The following is a 19,652-nucleotide window of genomic DNA, read 5'->3' as shown; positions in this document are numbered from 1 at the left end:
TCAGAGTGGTTGCAGGCATCGCCCTGCAACTAGACTTTCTTACTTGATAGATTAAAGTCATGGCCAGTCTGATCCCTCAAGTATTTGTCGACGATTTACTTTCTCGGGTTGATCTTGCCAGCCTCATCGCTGAGCGGGTGAATCTCAAGAAGTCCGGCGCAACCTATCAGGGTCGCTGCCCGTTTCATGACGAAAAGTCTCCCTCCTTTCACGTATACAACGAAAACCACCCTGCGCATTATCACTGCTATGGCTGTGGAGCCCACGGCGACGCCATCAATTTCATCAAGGAAACTGAGCACCTTTCCTTTAATGAAGCTGTTGAGCAACTGGCGAAGCGCTGCGGCGTGGAAGTGCCTCGCGATAGAACGGCGGAGCAGAAAGTAAGTCAAAACAAATCACTGTATGACGCATCCTCTCATGCGGATGCGGCGTTTCGTCAGGCGCTGGGGAGCCATCCACAACGCGGAATCGCTCAGGAGTACCTGAAACGCCGAGGCATTTCTTCCGAAATGGCTGATTTATACGGCATAGGCTTCGCGCCAGCGCAGCGCCAATTTCTTAGCGGCTCCAGCGACCGCAGCCTGATCAAGGCGCTCAGCACGCTCCGCTTGGTGATAGAAAAGGAACAGAATCGTTTCGATATGTTCCAAAACCGCCTCATCTTCCCTATTCGGGATACCCGGGGCAGAACTATCGCCTTCGGCGGCCGCACCCTTGGCAATGACCGCAGTAAATACATCAACAGCCCAGAATCTCCCATATTCCATAAAAGCAATGTGCTGTATGGGTTGTGGGAAGCTCGCAAACAGTCACGCAAGCTTGAACAGCTGGTTGTGGTCGAAGGCTATCTTGACGTTATTTCGCTGGCCCAATTTGGCGTGGTTAATGCTGTCGCCGCAATGGGAACCGCCACCAATGAAGACAATTTAAGTCACCTGCTAAACACCAGTCAGGATATTGTCTTCTGCTTCGATGGCGACAAAGCTGGTTTGGCGGCTGCCGATAAGGCGCTTAATAACTTGCTCCCCATGTTTCAGGATGGCTACAAGGTCAGCTTCTTGATTCTCCCGGAAGGTGAGGACCCTGACACATTTGTCAGAAACGAAGGCGCGGATGCATTCCGTGAGCGCGTTGCCAGCGCCACGCCCCTTTCAGAATATTTTTTCCAGGCCATGAGTCGGGGCCTGGACCTGTCCATTGCGGAAAACAAAGGCATACTATCCACTCAGGCCCGCACAGCGCTAAAAGTCATTAATGCGCCGGTTCTAAAGGATGCTCTATACCAGCGCCTGAATGAACTGACGCGCTCTTCCCGCTGGGGAGACCGCCAAGGCAAAAATGGCGGGGGGGAGTGGAAAAAAAGCGACTGGAAAGGCAAAAAAGGATTTTCGTTTCAGAACCGGGACGAGCCTCGTGAAGAGCCAATCCCTGTACCCAATCGCATTGCCGCCCGCGCCTGCCTTGGTTTGTACGTCAATCCATCCTGGGCGAAGGAAATCTCAAACACGCTGAATTATGAGATTACTCAGGACGACGAAAGGGCTCTAACTTACTTTCTGGAGTGGCTGCTTAAGGAAAATATCGAGACAGCGGAAGATCTGCTTTACCGGTTGGCGGTTGATCCACACCAACAAAGACGCTTCAAAAACCTGTTCAATTCCTTGGAGCATATTTTCGGTGCGGAGGAAATTGAGGCGGGAGCGCAAGAAAGTTTATTAGTGCTCAAAAGAAAATATTTCGACAGGTCTTTTGACAAAATTCACCAGGATCTTTCAAGAGACCCTAAAAACAAGGAGTTACACGAAAAATTCAGAACAATGTCGAGCGAAAAAATGGCGATGATCGCCACACCAAAATCTTAATCTTGTGTGGACTTGAAAATTTTTAAGTCGTCTCCACATAGGGTTTCTAGCGCGCAAACAGTATACAGGCTATAATAGCTGTTTGTTTTTCTCCCATTAAGCCACCGAATTCGTAGGGTGACTATGTCAGGCAATTCCCGAAAATCTCGATTGAAAGAACTCATCGCCCGCGGCAAAGAACAAGGTTACCTAACATACGCAGAAGTTAACGACCATCTGCCAGAGGATATAGCAGATCCGGATCAGGTGGAAGACATTATACGCATGATTAACGACATGGGTATCATGGTCTGCGAAGAAGCTCCAGATGCGGATACCTTGTTGATCACCGATGGTGATTCCACTGATGAGTCTGTAGCAGCGGAAGCTGCGGCGGCGCTTGCCTCTGTCGAAAACGATGTAGGTCGCACTACTGACCCAGTGCGTATGTACATGCGTGAGATGGGTACGGTTGAGCTGCTGACTCGTGAGGGTGAGATCCAGATCGCCAAGCGCATCGAAGAAGGTTTGCGCGATGTTATGGCCACGCTGGTTTACTATCCTGGCACGGTTTCCAACATTCTTGCCGCTTTTGACGCCACACAAGGCGAAGATGGCGGTCGCGTCTCCGACGTCATCACAGGGTTCCTTGACCCCGTTGAAGATGGTGTCATTCCTGAAGCTAACGAAGAAGTAGAGTCCGACGACATCGACGAAGATGAGGATGAGGACGAAGAAGCAGAAGAAAGCTCAGGCAAGGACGACGCTAAAGCCAAAAAAGACCTCGACGAGGACGAAGACGAAGAAAGCGAGGGCGACGACAACAGCGATAGCGACGACGACAATGACAGTGGCCCCGACCCTGAAATTGCGCGCGGCCGTTTTGCTGAATTGCGCGAAGCCTTTAACACTCTGAACGCCGCCATCGACAAACATGGCCGCGCCAGCCGTGAAGCACAGGAGTGCTTTGACGAGGTCAGTCGTATTTTTGCTCCCTTCAAGCTGGCGCAAAAGCAGTTCGACGAAATTATCAATACGATCCGCATCACTAACGACAGTGTCCGTAAGTACGAGCGCGAGATCCTGAATATCTGTACCCGCGACTGCAAAATGCCGCGCAAGAACTTCATCAAGATGTTCCCCGGCAATGAGACCAACCTTGAATGGGTCAAGGGTCTGGCTGCAAGAAGCGAGGAATGGGCTAAAACAGCGCAAACCAAGGAAGAGGAAATCACTCGCCTGCAACGTCGCATTGTCAGCATTCAGAATGACGTTGATCTGCCTGTTGCGGACATCAAGGAAATCCACCGTCGTATCTCCATTGGCGAAGCGAAAGCACGTCGCGCCAAGAAGGAAATGGTGGAAGCCAACTTGCGTCTGGTTATCTCCATCGCCAAAAAGTACACCAACCGTGGACTGCAGTTCCTGGACCTGATTCAGGAAGGCAACATTGGTTTGATGAAAGCGGTAGACAAGTTTGAATACCGCCGCGGATACAAGTTCTCCACTTATGCGACTTGGTGGATTCGTCAGGCGATCACGCGTTCTATCGCTGACCAGGCCCGCACTATCCGTATTCCGGTGCACATGATTGAGACCATCAATAAGCTGAACCGCATTTCCCGTCACATGTTGCAGGAAATGGGCCGTGAAGCCACGCCGGAAGAACTGGCGAAGAAGATGGACATGCCGGAAGACAAAGTACGTAAGGTCCTGAAAATCGCCAAAGAGCCCATCTCCATGGAGACGCCAATCGGTGACGACGAAGATTCGCATTTGGGCGATTTCATCGAAGATTCTCATGCAGAGTCTCCGATTGATTCAGCAACCACTGAAGGCCTGAAAGAATCCACTCGCCGCGTACTGGCTGGTTTGACCGCAAGAGAAGCCAAAGTACTGCGCATGCGTTTCGGTATTGAGATGAATACGGACCACACTCTGGAAGAAGTCGGCAAGCAGTTCGACGTCACCCGTGAGCGTATCCGTCAGATCGAAGCCAAAGCCCTCCGCAAGCTGAGACATCCCAGCCGCTCAGACCATCTGCGTAGCTTCATCGACGATTAATCGAAAGCTAGCAAAATACTGGCGCCAACTATATCTGAAAGGTATAATTGGCGCCCTCTCTTCCCCGGACCTCTTAATTCGGGACTTCTGAGAAATCAGAAACACTATAAGGGCCTATAGCTCAGTTGGTTAGAGCAGCGGACTCATAATCCGTTGGTCCCAGGTTCAAGTCCTGGTGGGCCCACCAATTTTTCTTTTAAAAACAGTGTCTTATAATTCAATCTATTTTCGATAGCGGCGTAATTTCGTGCTGTTTACGCCTAAGTGTCAACAAAGTGTCAACGCGAAAAAAGTTTGAGTTCTCACTGACGACCAAAAGGGGCGGTGAAACTGATGATTTTCTTAAAGGCCTGTTTCCAAGCAGGCTTTATTAAGCGCCCCCTACGACCTATCCAGAGCCTCCCTTCCCTACTATTACTATTTCCGTAAGCATCTTCAGTATCTACCTACTTGTTCCCAGCGCTAACACAGGTTCCCATGAAATCCCTGGCAGGACAGCGCAGTCGTAGCAAACTGAAAATGCGATGACTTTTCACTATCCCGGCAAATAGTAGTCTCTCAACAACACGTAAAAATAGAGGTTAGCGCAAATGCGTCAATAACATTATTGAAAACAACGGGCTATAGTTATGGAGTCGCCCTATGCGGGGACGTATTGAAACTACTTTGTGAAGTTCTTGTATCTGGAGTTGTGGAGTCGCCCTCATTCGGGGGTTGTGTTACTACTACTTACTTAAAACCACCTTTGTGCACTTAATGCTCAGAGCAGCAGCGCAAAATTTCAGCAGGTCTTTCCTTGTTTAGATTCAATGCTTGATGACAATGACTGAAACTGCATCAGTCACCTCAAGATCACTTTTAAACTCAGCCTCATCCCTGATACTGCCAAGATCGTAGACGAGAAAAATTACTGACTTATATTCCTTTGAATAAGACATTATGTCTGCGTTTATTTCATCAACAATCGCCTTGCTTTTGGTTGCCGTCTTCGAGAGCTTAATCTCTAGTGCGAGGCCGAGTTTTTGGAATATAAAGTCTGGAATAACCTCTTTTATTGAAACCTTGACCCTGCCAACTTCTCGGTCGTAATCGACGCCCTTTTGCATCCCTTTGCCGATTAGTAATTGCTCAATAGCATCTTGAACTTCTACCTCCTTATCAGGCTGCCTAAACATGGCCCTCCTGAGGTTTGCCTGGAGAAAGTCTCTGATTTGAAGAGCCTTATCTTCCCTAATACCAATCTTGTTCTCCAAAAGGGCTTTCAATATAGAAAGATTTGAATGAACTGAATCAAAAAAACCTTTTTGCTGTATCGCGATTGTATCAACCATTGAAGGAATCTTGTCTAAATCGTACGTATCTAGCAAAGCCGTACCCGACGTAAAAGAGGCGACCTCTTTCACAAGGTTATTGTATTTCCCCATATATGTTTTGTAGCTGGAGTGCTTCCAAACGTCCGATTCTGAGGTCGATTTCACACTCTGATCCATAGAATCAAGTAGAGCATTGGTGAAAGACAAATATTCCTTCAGCTTATCTTTATTCTCATCCAATCCTTCGATACCTCTAAAAATATAACGCTAATGTTTATCAGCCCACACAGGACAGTAAAAAACCACAACTACTTGTTATAGTTCAATTTTCTCAGGCAAAAGGTCGAACACCTGTTCGCCCTTCCCCCATCGTTCTTCAAGCGAAGGATCATTTAGTGCCAATAGGACCGCGTTTGATAGCTCAGCGGGGTGCATAACCACCTTCTTCTTTTTATATAACTCTATGAACGCCCGTACCAAATCATTCTCAGCATCTACCAACTCGCGATCTTCCAGTGCTGAGTTGTTTTCTCTACAAGCTGAGACCTTTACTGAAAAATATTTGCGGCATTTATGTGGCCTTTCGGAGTAAATCTCACAAGTCCCACTTTCTGAGAGGAATGGGCAAGGTCTACTGTATTCTTTAAACGTTTTCCCTTCGGCATACTGGGCTCCGGCTTCGATGCGTTTTTGAAGGTCATCTCTTGCCTCGGGCTCAATACCTTTGATGTATCTCGCAATTCGGAATGCTTCTGGTGGGAGAATTTCTACTCTCAAGCTGCAGCAATATGCACAGCCTTTTGCACACTCAAAAGAGGGTAGTGATCGATTCTTAAGTCTGGCTGAAGCTAACTCATCAGTAGCAGAGTGGAACTTCTTGATATTATAAATCAGGGCCAGAGAGGTGGCTGTACCTCTAAGTTTTTCACTTGCTGATTTTTTATACTTTCCAATTATCTTTTTGCTATCCATGCCTGGTGCACCTACCTCTATATTTTGACTCTAGCGCCTTGCAAAGGGGCTGGCTGAAGCTAGCGGGTAACTTCTTAGGGATTTGGCCCAGCATCCCTAAGCTGAAGCCAGAAATGGAACTCAGCTTGCCACGCCATAATGTGCCTTCATCAGACGGAGTCGTAGAACTATCGTTGAAGACTTTCGCGTCTTTCAAATGAACATATTGCGTGGATTGACGTTTTTCTATTCCAACATTTTGAAGATAGCTCCTCCAGCCCACTGATTCCATAGCACAAATCCCGGAAAGTCAAACTACTTCATTTACAAAAAAACGCGCCATTTAGTACAACAAAGCTTGCGACTTCCCAGGCATGTGAGAAATAGCATGTATTTATATACAGTTAAAAGTGAAAGGAACCACCTGCCCTCACCACCATCACTTAAACTAGGTGATCTAGTACAGCTTAGTTCGGAATCATTCAATAATTGAAATTTTTGACATTTCCAAAGCCTTTGCCCCTTAGGGCTTAAGGTCTAACTCCAGTTTCACAGACTCGGCATTTGCTCAAACCGAGCAGGCGTGGGGAGGAGTGAGTTTTTGGTCGCACAAGAATGTGTTGCATACATGAAGCTATTGAGAACCATCGCCGTTAAAGGCTCTGATTATTATGCTCAATATTTGAGCTATCCTTATCACAGGACAAGCTGCGACAAGTAAGTTGCCTATCGAAGTTTTGGGGCGTGCTTCACCGTTTAGGGACAGTGTAACCATGAAACAAATAGCGGTTGAGAATGAACTCAGGCAGGTAGTCAGCCGGATGGTGACGGAGGTTGAACTGGCTAGGAGTCAGGGGCGTCTCGATGTTAACTTCATTTCAGAGGATGCATGGATACCGATACTGAAAGAGTTATACCACTGCCCAAATCTCGTAAATCTAAATAAAAAAACCGAAAACTATCCTGGAATTGATCTTGGTGATGAAAGGGATAGAGTAGCATTCCAAATCACGTCAAGCACTGGCATAGATAAAATAAAACATACGCTTGAGCAGTTTAAAAACAGGAATTACAGAAACTCTTTTGATGAGGTTTATGTATTCATAATTACAAAAAAGCAAAATAGTTACTCCCAAGATGCTATTGACAAAGTTGCTGGCGGCTGCGTTGCTTTTGATGTAAATAAACATATTATTGATACAGGGGATATACTCAAAAAAATTACAGGGTTAACTCTTGCCTCTCAACAAAGGATGCTTCAAGAACTGCAGCACATACTGGGTGATATTCAGACCCACTTAAAAATAGAAACATCGTCGGACAATACACCTCATCTTTTTATTTCAAATATGGCTGGCATAGAGTTTCCAGAGAACATATATGTTGCCGAGTTAAGCTTGAATAGAGAGTCAATAATCTCTGAGGCGAAAGCCAATTATGGGTATAAAAAGAAAAGGCCACCGGGCAAGTGGTTGGTGGTAAAACTTGCCTTACAGATGAGTGGGGGTGGACTTAATGGATGGTGTATCCATGAGAATAAAATTTTTAGTTTTTATAACATTGAAGAAATAAGCTCATTTTGCTCAATTATTGATATTGGAACACTTGAAGTCTTACAAATTGAAGATTTAACTAAAAATGAATTTCAAGAATACACCAACATATTTAAGAGTTTACTAAGGGAAACAATTAGAGACCAATTATTGATTCGCAATATTGGCTGGAGCAACGAAGTTCGCCAGTATTACTTTCTACCTGAAAACAAAAATCAAGATATTAGAAAAGTTTCTTGGGTAGGTAAGAAGAGTACAGAAAGAACTGTATATGAAAAAAATTATCAAAGAAAAGATCCATCAAAAATTGCACATCACAAACACTTATCATTTGAGCTGAGCTTTATTCATGTAAGTGGGACTTGGTATGTATTAATTACTCCAAACTGGCTCTATACAGCAAACTTATACAAGAAAAGTAGGTTTCATGATAAGTTACTATCCAAACAAAAACGTCTAGAATATAATCAGTCTGTGCGCAATTTAGTAAGATTTATAGCCTATTTCCTTATAAACAATATCGAGGATAGTTCTCTGATTAAGTTTTCTGAATTACAGGAATTTGAATGTAATTTAGATGAACCTTATGATGCCGTAGAAGCATCTGGCAGTGATACTGAAGGAGATGTTGATGCAGATTAAGATTCTTAAGGAGCCAGAACTAGAGTTTGCGAATGGAACTAATATATGTCCGAAATCAGGAATAGTTAATCTTGGCGTATATGATAAGAATGAAGAGTTAAGACAAAGCGAGTTGAGAGTAGGTATCGTAGGAAGGGGGGAGGGAGTTGACCTACTAGACTTATGGCTTGAAAAGTGTCAACAAGGTATTGATGGCAAAGAGTCTAACTACCCAAACTTATTCCGCGGGTTTACTGGCTTTTCAAATCATCATGGATTTTACGCAAAGTTTATCTACGGCACTTCCTCTACTCGAACCATTCAGAAGTCAGAACTAAATAAAACTATCAATATCGAGTCAAGAGAGAAAAGGGTTAATGCTTGTGTAGATTTATATTATGAACAAGTAAGATTTCTTTCTGAACACAGGTCCGTTGATGTAATTGTTTGCATAATACCAAATGATATTTTTGATGCACTAACGAAAGAAGTTTCTGTGGGCTGTGAGCCAGCTACTGTTGACGCAGAATCCGAAGCTGATGAGGACAACCCTTCAAACCTACTAGAGCATAATTTTAGGCGACTTCTGAAAGCACGAACAATGCATTTTGGAATACCTCTACAGTTGGTACTAGAAAAGTCATTGACTATTGGGAAAGCGAACAAAGGGCAACAGGATGATGCCACGAGAGCATGGAATTTTTGCGCTGCAATTTACTATAAATGCAATAAAACCATTCCGTGGAGACTGGTTGAAGATATACATAAACCGAAAACTTGTTATGTTGGCATAGGATTTTATAAGAGCCGAGATAGAGAAACTGTATCGACAAGCCTTGCTCAAGTTTTTGATGAGTTTGGGCACGGGGTAATATTAAGAGGGGCTCCAGTTCAAATAGATAAGAATGATAGAAGACCTTTCATGAGTGAAAGTCAGGCATATGAGATAATGATTAATGCCCTTAATGAATATGATCATGCAATTATGCAAATGCCAGCAAGAATTGTTATACATAAATCAAGTAATTTTAGAGAAAGCGAAGTAAAAGGTTTTACAAGAGCGATTACTGATAAAAGAATAAGGCGCAAGGATTTTGTTACAATAATGAATTCTAAGGTGAGACTTTATAGTTATGAACAATATCCACCTATGAGAGGAGTCTTGCTTACTCTATCTGAAAAAGTGGCCATTCTTTATACAAAAGGTTTTGTTAGATATTATAAAACTTATCCGGGAATGTATGTGCCCGTTCCACTAGAAATTCGAGCATATGAGAATGACTCCTCACTTGAGGAGCTATGTAAGGAGATCCTTGGACTAACCAAAATGAATTGGAACAACACCCAGTTTGATGGTCGATATCCGATAACAATTGAGTGCTCAAGAAAGGTTGGAGATATAATGAAATATATAGGTTCAAATGAGAAACCGCAAATAAGCTATAGATTTTACATGTAACCTATTTCGAAGAAAAACAACTCTTATTTTCTTCTCATATTTTCACGGCCAAGCAATAGCATGAAAGAAATTATTGATAAGCGCCTTAATGATAATATTGATAGAGTACGCAACATGATTGCTATCTATCAAACTCATCTTCAGGGGAACGGGCGTGGTCGCCGAGGGCATAGGCAGACTGACTTGCTACGAGCAGCCACCGTGTTTCTGCACGCATCTTTGGAGGACTTCTTACGTAGTTTATCATCTTGGAAGTTTCCCGATGCGAATAAAGAAGTAATTAATAGGATTCCATTAATAGGCTCGAATGGCAGATCTCCTTCAAAGTTTTTACTTGGCGAGTTAGTGCCTCACAAAGGAAAAAAAGTAGAAGATTTAATATGTGAATCAATTGAAAATTATCTTGAATACTCAAATTACAACAATAAAGGAGATATTGTTTTTATATTGACTTCATTGGGGCTGGTTTTTGACGAAATGGATTTTGAATTTGATGCGTTGACTAAATTGATGGCCCGCAGACACCTTATTGTGCATAGAGCTGACTTTGATCAAACCGGTGGGAGAGGTAACCACCGTGTTAAAAGTATAAGTGTGCAACAGGTGGAAACCTGGGTTCTAGCTGTTGAGAAGTTTGGGCATGATGTTTTAGATATGTTTGACAATTAAAGAATCAAAAAAATTATATTAATTGTTTCTTATAAGTGATGAAGTAAAAATTCATACAGAACTAATTTTCATAATTTATGATGCCTTTAAGCCTTACAATACTTCTCTTTAACATTTCTGCAGTGCGTGCCTGGCTACCATGTATCTCACAGCTAGACGGTATTCCGCTTCCTCCTCCGGCATGGGTATGGCTCGCAGTCGTAGCCGCCAACTCTTGAACCACCCCAATCAGATCCGCCATCACCTGCAACACATCCACGCCACCGCCGCCCATGGCGATGGCCGGCGCTTGGATGGTCACGGCGGCGTTGGCTTTTAGTTCGATGATTTGCGCCTGAATCTTCCTGGTCGCGCTGGCGATATCCGTATGGCTTCCCTGAACGTTTATAGTTTTGTTGGCGCTGGTCTGCGTGTCGCTGCCGCTGATCGTTGCGGAGCGCGAGCCGCCGACGGTGGCGCTGTCGTCGCCTTGGATCGACGCTTGGCGATCACGGGCGACCGCTTGGTTAAAGTCGGCGGCGGTGGTCAGGTTCAGGTTATCCGCCGCCGATAGGTTGGCGTGCCCGCCGCTCAGCAGCTTTAACGCGCCCAGGGCTTCCACGGTCTTCACGCCGCCGATATGCTCCGCGCTATGTTCGCTGACTTCGGTCTGGCTGTCCTGGTAACGCTCCTGGTTGTCCAAGGCATCCACGCGCCGACGGGCGCTTTTGTCGGTGATGTCTCCGTGCGTCTCGCGTAGCCAGTCGCCTTTGGCGCTGACACGCTGGCGCACCGCTTCGGATTGCTGCCACACCAGGTCACCGGGTTGGATGCCTGGCGCGCCTAAACCCTGCCCCAATACTGTGCGGATAAAGGGCTGATCCGGGAGGCCGTAGGCGAACGCCACCTCTACGATGGTCCCGGGTTCTGGGAAACCGTATTGCCCGCGCTCGATGCCGCCATAGGACGCCGGCAATGGCACGCAGCGATAAAGCGGTAACTCCGGGTCTTCCTCGCCCTGCGGCGTCAGTACGCGCACGTCTACGGCGTAGCGGGGGCGGAAGCGGTCGCAGAGTTCCGGCTTTTGCAGTGGGTCGCTGATCGCCACTACCTTGGCCAGGCACGGCAAATGCAAATTGCCGCTCAGCTCTGGAAACATCCGCAATACTATTTTTTTAATCTCTTCGTCCACGGCGCAGCGCTCCAGGTTAGATTCATATGATTGTCGGCCAGGCTTACCTGGGTGACGTAATGGGTTTGGTTCAGCCAAACGCTCGGGCGGAGTTTCGGCGTCGCCGGTAGGCGGGCGCGGTTGGCCACGCCGAAGCCGTTTAATAAGTGCGTCGGGATCTCCACGGGCTGGGTCGCCCAGTAGCTATGCGCCCAGCTTCCTACATAGACCACGCCGTCGCCCTGCTATGCGCGGAATGGCGTACACCTCGGCCAAGGCGTCCATACAGTGATAACCGCCGCCCCAGGAGTAAAACGCCGGCGCTTTGGTGGTCGCGTAGGGTTCCGGTGGCGTGACGAAGGTCAGCCCGGTGTCCTGGCCCGCCATCAAGGCGGTGCTCAATGCGATTTATCTCAGCCCCATCACCCGCTACTACTTAAAATGCTATTACTGACGGCTTGGCTCCTAGTACTGGAGTTAAATCCGGCTCTGCTTTTTGCATAGCTCGCCGGTATGCTGGCCGTGCGCCAATGCGTTGCAGGTAGGCCAGGATGTTCGGGCATTGTGAAAGGTTGTAGGGTTTAAACAGTCTCATCGTGGTGAGTGAGAAGATAACCATGATATCTGCGGCGGTCAGTGTGTCTCCGGCAAGATAGTCTGATTCGCCCAGTTTCTTTTCCATCATGGACAGCATCAGTTGGAGGCGTTCTTTCGCCATCGTCAGAGGGGCGTTGTTGTCCGAGGCGTCGACGCGCTCCAGTGAAAGCATTCTTAGTAGCAACGCCTGAAATGTCCCATTGGCGAAGTGGAGCCAATACAGGTAGTCGGTGTAACCGGGTGCTCCTGGCCTGATCGTCATGCGGCCACGACCGTATACCGCAACCAAATATTCTATGTTGGCGCCAGACTCGCCGAGCACAAGGTCGCCGTCAGTAATGACCGGCGCGGCGCCTAGAGGGTGCAGTTTTTTATATTCCGGCGGAGCCATTTTGTTGTCCGTCCGGCGCTTATAGCATTTGAGGTCGTAGTCGATTCCAAGTTCTTCGCAAAGCCAGACGATTCTCTCCGACTGAGAGCGCCCCAAGTGATGAACGGTCAGCATTATGATTCCTTCGTTTCCCTTTCTGTCTGTTGAGATAAACCTAATCCAATGATACATAAGAGTATTTGCGCGACCTGCGCCGAGACGTTCATAAGCTGTGCTGATGCGATCAATGCGTCTTAACGCTTGGGCGCAGATTTATAAAGACTCACCCTGAAACGACGAATGAATTCAGAGACTTCAATCAAACGGACAGTTATCTCCAGAGAAGGCGCTGGAATCACGGCGTCTATCCTGACGCGCAATGATTTGTTCATAGGCAAGTTCGTCACCGATTACCCAACGCTGATCTTGGTTAGACGCGGGAAAAAGACTTTGCTCATGGGTGAGCGACGCGTCGTTCTGCTTCCCGGCGACGCTGTCGCCATCGGGGCGGGCGCGGCCTGCGATGTCGAAAATGAAACCGATGACGGTCAGTTTGAGGCTGACTGGATAGTTTGCCCTCGGGCGCTCATTCGCAAAGTGGAACCCGATTTTCCAGGACGCAGAGGCGTACAAGGCATCGTTTCCATGCAAGGGCTGGGAACAGAGTTCACCCTCGCCTTCGAGCGGGGCCTTCGAGCCATCAGGGAGCCGAAGGCAATCCCGCAGCTGGTCGCAGAACATCGTGTCTGCGAACTTTTACACTGGCTGGCGAACACGGGATATGTCTTCAGGTCTGATGAGCGAGCGGACCTTCAACGGAAAGTGCGTCTGCTTATCGGCGCGGAGCCGAACAGGAAGTGGACCTCGCAAGACATTGCCGGATCGCTGGCGATGAGCGAAGCGACGTTTCGACGCAAACTCGCCAAAGAGGGGCAAACATTCAGTGAGATTCTTGTGGATGTCCGGATGTCATTAGCCTTGTCATTGCTGCAGTCAACGGACGCAGCTATCGCCAGTGTCGCCTATCAGGTTGGATACGAGTCGGCTTCGCGTTTCTCGGTGAGATTCAAGCAGCGCTTCGGCTTTTCACCCACAGCTATCCGGGGTGCGGCGGGACAACGGCCAGACAGGGAAGTCATTAAGTAACTCCCCTGTCTCAAGCCTGATCACCAATCGGGTCCAATCTGGTCAGTATTTTTGATGTAAGCGCCGATATTTCCGTCTGGATGCAAAGCAGGAGACTCTGGTTTGAGTCGATAGTCATGGCCGCCTAAATTCTGGAATTTCGGGTCACTGGTGGTTGCGCTGTTGATATCCGGCGTTCCATTGGGAACGTTCAGAGAAAACTTATCAAAGGTCGCCCCCGCCACTTGCCATTCCGCCAGCGAAGCATAGTTGACCGTTTCCGAGCTATAGCGTCCCAACGTGGCGGTGAAGTCCTCCGAATACAGGTTGTAATCGACGGTTTTCAGACCCGGGGGAAACTTCTGGTCGTTGGTGAAAACATCTTCCTGATAGGTCGTAGTGATGTTGGCTCCGCCGAACAGAATGTTGTGGTGAAACTCAAACTCAGTGAAGCCGCGAACATTCAGATTGGCGCCGATAACCGTATTGTTAGACACCTTCAGCCCTTTATTCTGGGTGTTGGAGCCAAACGTCCAGTCGTAAATGAAGGTCTCGACGCCATACACCACATTCTGCCTGATTTCCGTATTCACGTGGGCCCCGGGGGCGGGAACGCTGGTATTAGTGTTGAAATAAAACGCCTTGGAAACGTCATGAATCAAATTGTTTCTGAATACGCCGCCTTTACGTCCTTCGTAGTCCGGAGCTTTATGAAACACACCTGAGTGGGCGTCGTAAAACTCATTGTTATTGATGGTGGTTTCATACATGCGGTAACTCAGCACGCCGGCGGCGTTGCCGTTGTCCACGCCATCGACGCGTATATGGTGAATGCGGTTATTGGCGATGACGCCATAGCCGACCGTATCCATCCGCACGCCAGCCACATTCGTTCCTGCGCCGCCGTTGATGTGATGAATATAATTATTCGCAATGGAGAGATAGAGATTATCCCGGCCGCTGCCGCTCATCACCCAGACGCCTGCGCCACGACACTCACGCATCTCAAAGCCTTTGATGACCACATGCTGACGGCCATACAGGGTAAAACAGGGCGCTTCATAATCCATGTCCACGACAGGCTTCGCGTCGTCTTTTGGGTAACCGGCGAACACGATAGGTTTCCCTTCTTCGCCATCGTTTAGCACTCTCACGCCCCAAAGTTTATCGCTGCCGGCTATCGGCCCCGGTTCTTTGTACTCACCAGAGCGGACATAAACCACCTCTCCCGCAACCGCTGTGGAAGCCGCTTTTTGCAGCGTTTTCCAGGGGCCTGTTCCGCCCTCCGATGTTAGGTGGCCATCGTTAGCGTCATCGCCATCTGGACTGACATACAGCGCTCCAGCAATGATCTCCACCTCGTTGTCGCCAGTATCGCTCCCACCGTTCGAGGCGTCGCCAGTCGCGTCGCTTCCTCCACCGCAGCCGCTCAATGTGAGGCATGCCAGGGCCGTTATGCATAGCGTTTTATTCTTCATCAGACTTTCCCATTCGTACTCCATTAGAGGGCCAGTCTACTGAATCCCCTACCCCCTTCGAATAGTAGATAGGATCTAGGCTGATCGTCCGGTAAGTCTCGGTCCTTAAATTGAATTCTCACCCATTGGCTTCTACAGTGGGGATAAGAGGTATGCCGGAGGAAAGGTTAAGCAGGCGCGAACCTGAGACATAGATTTGGGAGGAGGAGCTATGATGGATAACGTCAGTGGTCGCTATTTTAAGGACGCCGAGTACCAGCGTCGCCGAACGCAGGTGAGAGCCGGGATGTCGACGCGGGGGCTGGACGCCTGTCTGATCGCCAGCCCTGAAAATATTTACTACCTCACCGGCCTGGACCATCAAGGTTACTTCGCCAGCCAACTACTGATTTTACCTTCCAGCGGTCAGCCAATTCTCATCACTCGCGCGATGGAAAAAGCCACCGTGCGGGATCAGGCGCCGGATGTCGTGCACATCGGTTACAGCGACGGCAGCGAGCCGCCGCCTGGCGAGGACGATGTCGCCATCTCTGAAGACACCTGGTCGATGACCATGGGCGCGCCGACCCGTGACGCTACCCGCAAACGTCCAAGCCTCACGCCTACCGCCGCTGCGCGTGAAACAGTAAAAGCCTTGCATGACGCCGGGTTGGGCAAAGGCGTTATCGGCATCGACATGAACAGCACCTTTCTCCCCTACTCCGTCGCCGAAGGGATCATGAATGGCGTTCCAGACGCGGAGTGGCGCCAATTGGACAACCTGGTGGACGACGTTCGCATCGTTCAATCCCCTGCGGAATTAGAACTCACGCGGGAAGCCGCCGCCATCTCCGACTCCATGATGCTCTCCGCCATCGCCGCCGCCGGCCCTGGAGTAAACGCCCGGGAAATCATGGCCGCTATTTACGACGCTATGTTCCGACGTGGCGGCACCTACCCCGGTTTCGTGCCTTTGGTGCGATCCACCCGCACCCTCGCTCACGAACACGGCACCTGGGAGGACATGGCGCTGGAGCGGGGCGACCTGTTGTTTCTGGAAATGGCGGGCTGCGTGCGCCGTTATCATGCGCCTATTGGCCGTTTTGTCTTTGTTGGCGAAGCGCCCTCGGAAGCGCAACGGGTCAATACGATTTGCAGGGAAGCCATGTTAGCCGCCGCCGACGCCATCAAGCCCGGCGTAAGAGCAGGCGATGTATACGAGACCTGGCAGGCGGTGCTGGACCGCAATAATCTGGCTCACTATTCCCGTCACCATTGCGGCTACTCAATCGGTATCGGCTATCCGCCCAGCTGGTCCGGCAGTGGCGTCCCCGTGGGACTGCGCCGCAATTCTGATTTGCAGTTACGCGAAGGCATGACGTTTCACTTGATGAGCTGGCTGCTCAATTCCGGCATTGGCGACGCCTTTTTATCCGATACAGTGGAAGTCACCGCCAATGGCTGCGAGTTTTTAACCACCGTGAACCGGGAAGTGCTTTATCGTTAGCCTGGTAACACAAGGCCCCATAGCGTTCGCCAACATAGACGCCACGCCCGGCGTCTCATAAAAGATCTTTTTCAGCCACTTCCAAACCAGTCAGGAGCTTAGCGCACTCTCATTTTAAAAATCACCCACACAGCTATCCACCGCGTCATCGAAGACCGCGGTCGACCCACACAGCAGGAGGCCTCACTATGAGTCAAATCGACGTCTACAATCCTTTCACCCGCGAGCTGGAATTCTCCCAGCCCTCTCAGACATTCGAGTCCGTCAACTTGCGAATCAATGACGCCCAGGGCGCCTCCTATTACTGGCGCAGATTGAAGCCCGAAGAGCGCGCCGAGCATGTCATGAAAGCATTGGATTATTTCCGCCATCATCGCCCGGATATCGCGCAGGGCGTCACCCGGGAGGTAGGCAAACCTCTGAAAGCGGCTGGAGAAGAGCTGGATTTCATGCTTGAACGCGCCGAATATCTGTGCCGCTTCGCCAAAGACGGCGCCCTGCGCCCAAGTCGTCACCCCGAGTATGACGATCCCAGTTTCGAGGGCCGCATCGAATGCCGCGCCAAGGGCGTCGTCTATATCATTACCCCTTGGAACTATCCCCTGTTCTGCGCCATCAATGGCACGATCTGCGCGTTGTTGAGCGGCAGCGCCGTCGTGCTCAAGCACACCACGACACCCTCCGTCGGCGCGCATTTCGAAAACGCCTTCGGGGTTATGGCCGACATCGAAAATCTGCTCATCAATGTCACCGTGGACTTTGATGTCTCCGCGCGCATCATTGAAGAAGCCGACATCAATCATGTGGTGTTCACCGGTTCAGTGAGAGGCGGCCGCGCCATTCAGCAAAGTGTGGCCAAGCGCACGCTCAACGACGTAGCGGACCCGTTTATCGCCAGTTCCCTGGAGTTGGGCGGCAGCGACGCCGCCTATATCGCTGAAGACGCGGACCTTGATGACGCCGCGTTCTGGGCGGTGAGGATCGGGCGACTGCACAATTCAGGACAATCCTGCTGCGCCGTAAAACGCATTTATGCCCACGCCAGCATCTACGACGCCTTTATGGATAAGGCGCAGGCTATCATGGAAGAACAGAAAAACGGCGACCCCATGGAAGAGGCAACCACCCTGGGCCCTCTGCATGGCGGCGATCCAGCGGTGAACAATTTGCTGGCGATGACACAGGAGGCGCAGCGGGACGGCGCCCGCCTGCTGTGCGGCGGAACTACGGAGCGCATCGGCGTGGTCGACTTCCTCAGACCCACCTTGCTGGCCGACGTAAAACCCGGCATGCGCGTCTTGCAGGAAGAAACCTTTGGCCCGGTTTTACCGGTGATGTCTGTCAGCAATGATGATGAAGCCATTGAACAAGCGCTGAATAGCGCCTATGGTCTGACCTCTTCTATCTTCACGGCGTCCCGACAGCGCGCCGAGCAGTATATTGCCGCCATGGAATCCGGCACGGTTTTCGTCAATCGCTGTAATTTCGTGGACGCGCGACTTGGCTGGATTGGTCAGCGCAGTTCCGGCAACGGCTCTCTGGCGCTGGCGCCGGAAGGATTGCAGGCGTTTAGCGCGCGCAAATCCGTTAATCTGGACCCGAGTAAGTTGCGCTGACGCCACCGACTTTATCTATCGCTAATGAGGACCCTATGAGCGGCTTTCCCGATTTTCCCGATGCAGCGCAGCAGTCAACGTTAAGCGCAATAAGACAGAGTTTTCATCGCGAACCCGAGCTGTCCTGGACCGAGTTTCGCACCAGCGCCCGGCTGTGCGCAGAACTGTCTGAACTTGGCTTCGACGTGCTTTACGGCAAAGCGCTCTATGGCGAACGCAAGCCGCCCAACCCACCCGAAGCGGAGGTCACTCGGCAGGCTTACGCCCGTGCGGAGGCCGCTCTGGGCAGGAACGATCCGCACCTCGCCGCCATGGCGGGCAATCTTACCGGGCTTTGCGCGACACTGGACAGTGGACGCCCTGGTCCGGTGTGGGGATTCCGTTTTGATATCGACGCCCTGCCCATTCAGGAAAGCCGCGATCCCTCCCATCCTCCCGCCGAGAAGGGATTCGCTTCGGACAACCCCGGCGTCATGCACGCCTGTGGCCACGACGGACACCTCACCATCGGACTGGGACTCGCACAGCGCCTTGCCGCCACGCGAGAACAATGGTGCGGACGCGTGCATCTGTTTTTCCAGCCCGCGGAGGAAGTCGGAGGAGGCGGAGTCGTCTTTGCGGACCTGCCGCAGTTGCATGAAGTCGAACGCTTCATGACCCTGCACCTGGGTATCGTCGACGCCTACCAGATCATCTGCGACGCCACCTGGATTTGCGCCAAAATCTATGACGTCCGGTTTCAAGGACGCGCCAGCCACGCTGGCAACGCGCCGCAGGATGGACGCAACGCCTTGTTGGCCGCTTGTCAGGCGGTGCAAGGGTTGTACGCCCTGCCTCGACATAGCGGGGGTTTATCACGCATCAACGTCGGGCGCTTTCATTCCGCCAACGCCCACAATGTCATCGCTGACGATGTGTGTTTCCGATATGAGGTGCGCGGCGCCAACAACGATGTGGCTGATTACATGGCGCAGCAAGCGGAGCAAGTCTTGGCCGGCGCGGCGATGATGAATGGCGTGGAATATGAGAAAACCACCTTCGCCGAATTCTCGGGCTGGCCTAACAGTCCGGAACTGGCGGCGAAAGCGGAGACAATCGCCCGCGATTTGGGACTGCCGGAGGAATTGCTGCAGCGGCCTTATCTGGTTCCCGCCAGCGAAGACGCCGGCTATATGGTGCGGCAAGTGCGGGATCAGGGGGGACTGGCCACCCACCTGATATTGGGATGTCCAGTCGGAGACGGCCACCACAGCTGCGCGTTCGATTTTGACGAGCGCTTATTGCCCTGGGGCGTGGAGATGTTTTATCGCATGGTGGCCGACGGCGAAGTGAAGTAACCTCGCCGTCGGCGCAGAG

At 50.1% G+C, this 19,652-nt stretch carries 15 protein-coding genes and 1 tRNA gene; 10 read left to right on the top strand and 6 right to left on the bottom strand.

Features of this window, described 5'->3' with window-relative positions:
- Positions 1–59: 59 nt before the first annotated feature.
- The 3 genes from dnaG to ONV78_RS05405 all read left to right on the top strand — a co-directional run bounded on the left by dnaG (position 60) and on the right by ONV78_RS05405 (position 4,095).
- Entirely contained in the window at positions 60–1,865 is a 1,806-nt protein-coding gene (dnaG, locus tag ONV78_RS05415) for a DNA primase (RefSeq protein WP_279501714.1), read from the top strand.
- A gap of 123 nt (positions 1,866–1,988) precedes the next feature.
- Complete coding sequence (gene rpoD / locus ONV78_RS05410; protein ID WP_279501712.1) at positions 1,989–3,908, top strand: RNA polymerase sigma factor RpoD; 1,920 nt, start codon at positions 1,989–1,991, stop codon at positions 3,906–3,908.
- A 110-nt stretch (positions 3,909–4,018) separates the two neighbouring features.
- Positions 4,019–4,095 (top strand) — tRNA-Ile (locus ONV78_RS05405).
- A gap of 619 nt (positions 4,096–4,714) precedes the next feature.
- On the opposite strand, the gene ONV78_RS05400 is transcribed toward ONV78_RS05405, so the two are convergent.
- Together ONV78_RS05400 and ONV78_RS05395 are read right to left on the bottom strand one after the other, a co-directional pair.
- Complete coding sequence (locus ONV78_RS05400) at positions 4,715–5,461, bottom strand: hypothetical protein (RefSeq protein ID WP_279501710.1); 747 nt, start codon at positions 5,459–5,461, stop codon at positions 4,715–4,717.
- A 75-nt stretch (positions 5,462–5,536) separates the two neighbouring features.
- Entirely contained in the window at positions 5,537–6,193 is a 657-nt protein-coding gene (locus ONV78_RS05395) for a YkgJ family cysteine cluster protein (RefSeq protein WP_279501708.1), read from the bottom strand.
- A gap of 752 nt (positions 6,194–6,945) precedes the next feature.
- On the opposite strand from ONV78_RS05395, the gene ONV78_RS05390 reads away from it, so the two are divergent.
- The 3 genes from ONV78_RS05390 to ONV78_RS05380 are packed head-to-tail and all read left to right on the top strand — an operon-like array spanning position 6,946 to position 10,474.
- Positions 6,946–8,367 (top strand): SMEK domain-containing protein, encoded by a 1,422-nt coding sequence (locus tag ONV78_RS05390; RefSeq protein WP_279501705.1) that lies wholly within the window; start codon positions 6,946–6,948, stop codon positions 8,365–8,367.
- Positions 8,357–9,805, top strand: coding sequence for a hypothetical protein (locus ONV78_RS05385; RefSeq protein WP_279501703.1), 1,449 nt, complete (start codon positions 8,357–8,359; stop codon positions 9,803–9,805). Before ONV78_RS05390 ends, ONV78_RS05385 begins: the two co-directional genes overlap by 11 nt.
- A 60-nt stretch (positions 9,806–9,865) precedes the next feature.
- Positions 9,866–10,474 (top strand): HEPN domain-containing protein, encoded by a 609-nt coding sequence (locus ONV78_RS05380; RefSeq protein WP_279501701.1) that lies wholly within the window; start codon positions 9,866–9,868, stop codon positions 10,472–10,474.
- Positions 10,475–10,535: 61 nt separating this feature from the next.
- Here the strand turns inward: ONV78_RS05380 and ONV78_RS05375 are convergent, their stop codons facing one another.
- From ONV78_RS05375 to ONV78_RS05365, 3 genes are all read right to left on the bottom strand, one after another.
- Positions 10,536–11,645, bottom strand: coding sequence for a hypothetical protein (locus tag ONV78_RS05375; RefSeq protein WP_279501699.1), 1,110 nt, complete (start codon positions 11,643–11,645; stop codon positions 10,536–10,538).
- Positions 11,646–11,828: 183 nt separating this feature from the next.
- Entirely contained in the window at positions 11,829–12,026 is a 198-nt protein-coding gene (locus ONV78_RS05370) for a hypothetical protein (RefSeq protein WP_279501698.1), read from the bottom strand.
- 34 nt (positions 12,027–12,060) lie between these two features.
- Positions 12,061–12,726, bottom strand: coding sequence for a glutathione S-transferase (locus tag ONV78_RS05365; RefSeq protein ID WP_279501696.1), 666 nt, complete (start codon positions 12,724–12,726; stop codon positions 12,061–12,063).
- Between the two features lie 165 nt (positions 12,727–12,891).
- On the opposite strand from ONV78_RS05365, the gene ONV78_RS05360 reads away from it, so the two are divergent.
- Entirely contained in the window at positions 12,892–13,737 is an 846-nt protein-coding gene (locus ONV78_RS05360) for an AraC family transcriptional regulator (protein ID WP_279501694.1), read from the top strand.
- Between the two features lie 20 nt (positions 13,738–13,757).
- On the opposite strand, the gene ONV78_RS05355 is transcribed toward ONV78_RS05360, so the two are convergent.
- Entirely contained in the window at positions 13,758–15,194 is a 1,437-nt protein-coding gene (locus tag ONV78_RS05355; RefSeq protein ID WP_279501692.1) for a right-handed parallel beta-helix repeat-containing protein, read from the bottom strand.
- A gap of 211 nt (positions 15,195–15,405) precedes the next feature.
- On the opposite strand from ONV78_RS05355, the gene ONV78_RS05350 reads away from it, so the two are divergent.
- From ONV78_RS05350 to ONV78_RS05340, 3 genes are all read left to right on the top strand, one after another.
- Positions 15,406–16,680, top strand: coding sequence for a Xaa-Pro peptidase family protein (locus ONV78_RS05350; RefSeq protein WP_279501690.1), 1,275 nt, complete (start codon positions 15,406–15,408; stop codon positions 16,678–16,680).
- 188 nt (positions 16,681–16,868) lie between these two features.
- On the top strand, positions 16,869–18,296 hold the full coding sequence (locus ONV78_RS05345) for an aldehyde dehydrogenase family protein (protein WP_279501688.1): 1,428 nt from the start codon (positions 16,869–16,871) through the stop codon (positions 18,294–18,296).
- A gap of 35 nt (positions 18,297–18,331) precedes the next feature.
- Positions 18,332–19,633, top strand: coding sequence for an amidohydrolase (locus tag ONV78_RS05340; protein ID WP_279501686.1), 1,302 nt, complete (start codon positions 18,332–18,334; stop codon positions 19,631–19,633).
- Positions 19,634–19,652: the final 19 nt, after the last annotated feature.

The sequence above is a fragment of the Hahella sp. CR1 genome (assembly GCF_029813005.1).
In the GTDB taxonomy this organism is placed as follows: Bacteria; Pseudomonadota; Gammaproteobacteria; order Pseudomonadales; family Oleiphilaceae; genus Hahella.
The sequence above is the reverse complement of the archived record's forward strand: the minus strand, read 5'-3'. Positions and strand labels throughout refer to the sequence as shown.

Excerpts from the sequence above, each read along its gene's own strand:
- ONV78_RS05355 (WP_279501692.1), bottom strand. The coding sequence starts at position 15,194 with ATGAAGAATAAAACGCTATGCATAACGGCCCTGGCATGCCTCACATTG.
- rpoD (WP_279501712.1), top strand. The coding sequence starts at position 1,989 with ATGTCAGGCAATTCCCGAAAATCTCGATTGAAAGAACTCATCGCCCGC.
- ONV78_RS05385 (WP_279501703.1), top strand. The coding sequence starts at position 8,357 with ATGCAGATTAAGATTCTTAAGGAGCCAGAACTAGAGTTTGCGAATGGA.
- ONV78_RS05345 (WP_279501688.1), top strand. The coding sequence starts at position 16,869 with ATGAGTCAAATCGACGTCTACAATCCTTTCACCCGCGAGCTGGAATTC.
- ONV78_RS05380 (WP_279501701.1), top strand. The coding sequence starts at position 9,866 with ATGAAAGAAATTATTGATAAGCGCCTTAATGATAATATTGATAGAGTA.
- dnaG (WP_279501714.1), top strand. The coding sequence starts at position 60 with ATGGCCAGTCTGATCCCTCAAGTATTTGTCGACGATTTACTTTCTCGG.
- ONV78_RS05360 (WP_279501694.1), top strand. The coding sequence starts at position 12,892 with ATGAATTCAGAGACTTCAATCAAACGGACAGTTATCTCCAGAGAAGGC.
- ONV78_RS05350 (WP_279501690.1), top strand. The coding sequence starts at position 15,406 with ATGATGGATAACGTCAGTGGTCGCTATTTTAAGGACGCCGAGTACCAG.
- ONV78_RS05340 (WP_279501686.1), top strand. The coding sequence starts at position 18,332 with ATGAGCGGCTTTCCCGATTTTCCCGATGCAGCGCAGCAGTCAACGTTA.
- ONV78_RS05395 (WP_279501708.1), bottom strand. The coding sequence starts at position 6,193 with ATGGATAGCAAAAAGATAATTGGAAAGTATAAAAAATCAGCAAGTGAA.
- ONV78_RS05365 (WP_279501696.1), bottom strand. The coding sequence starts at position 12,726 with ATGCTGACCGTTCATCACTTGGGGCGCTCTCAGTCGGAGAGAATCGTC.
- ONV78_RS05390 (WP_279501705.1), top strand. The coding sequence starts at position 6,946 with ATGAAACAAATAGCGGTTGAGAATGAACTCAGGCAGGTAGTCAGCCGG.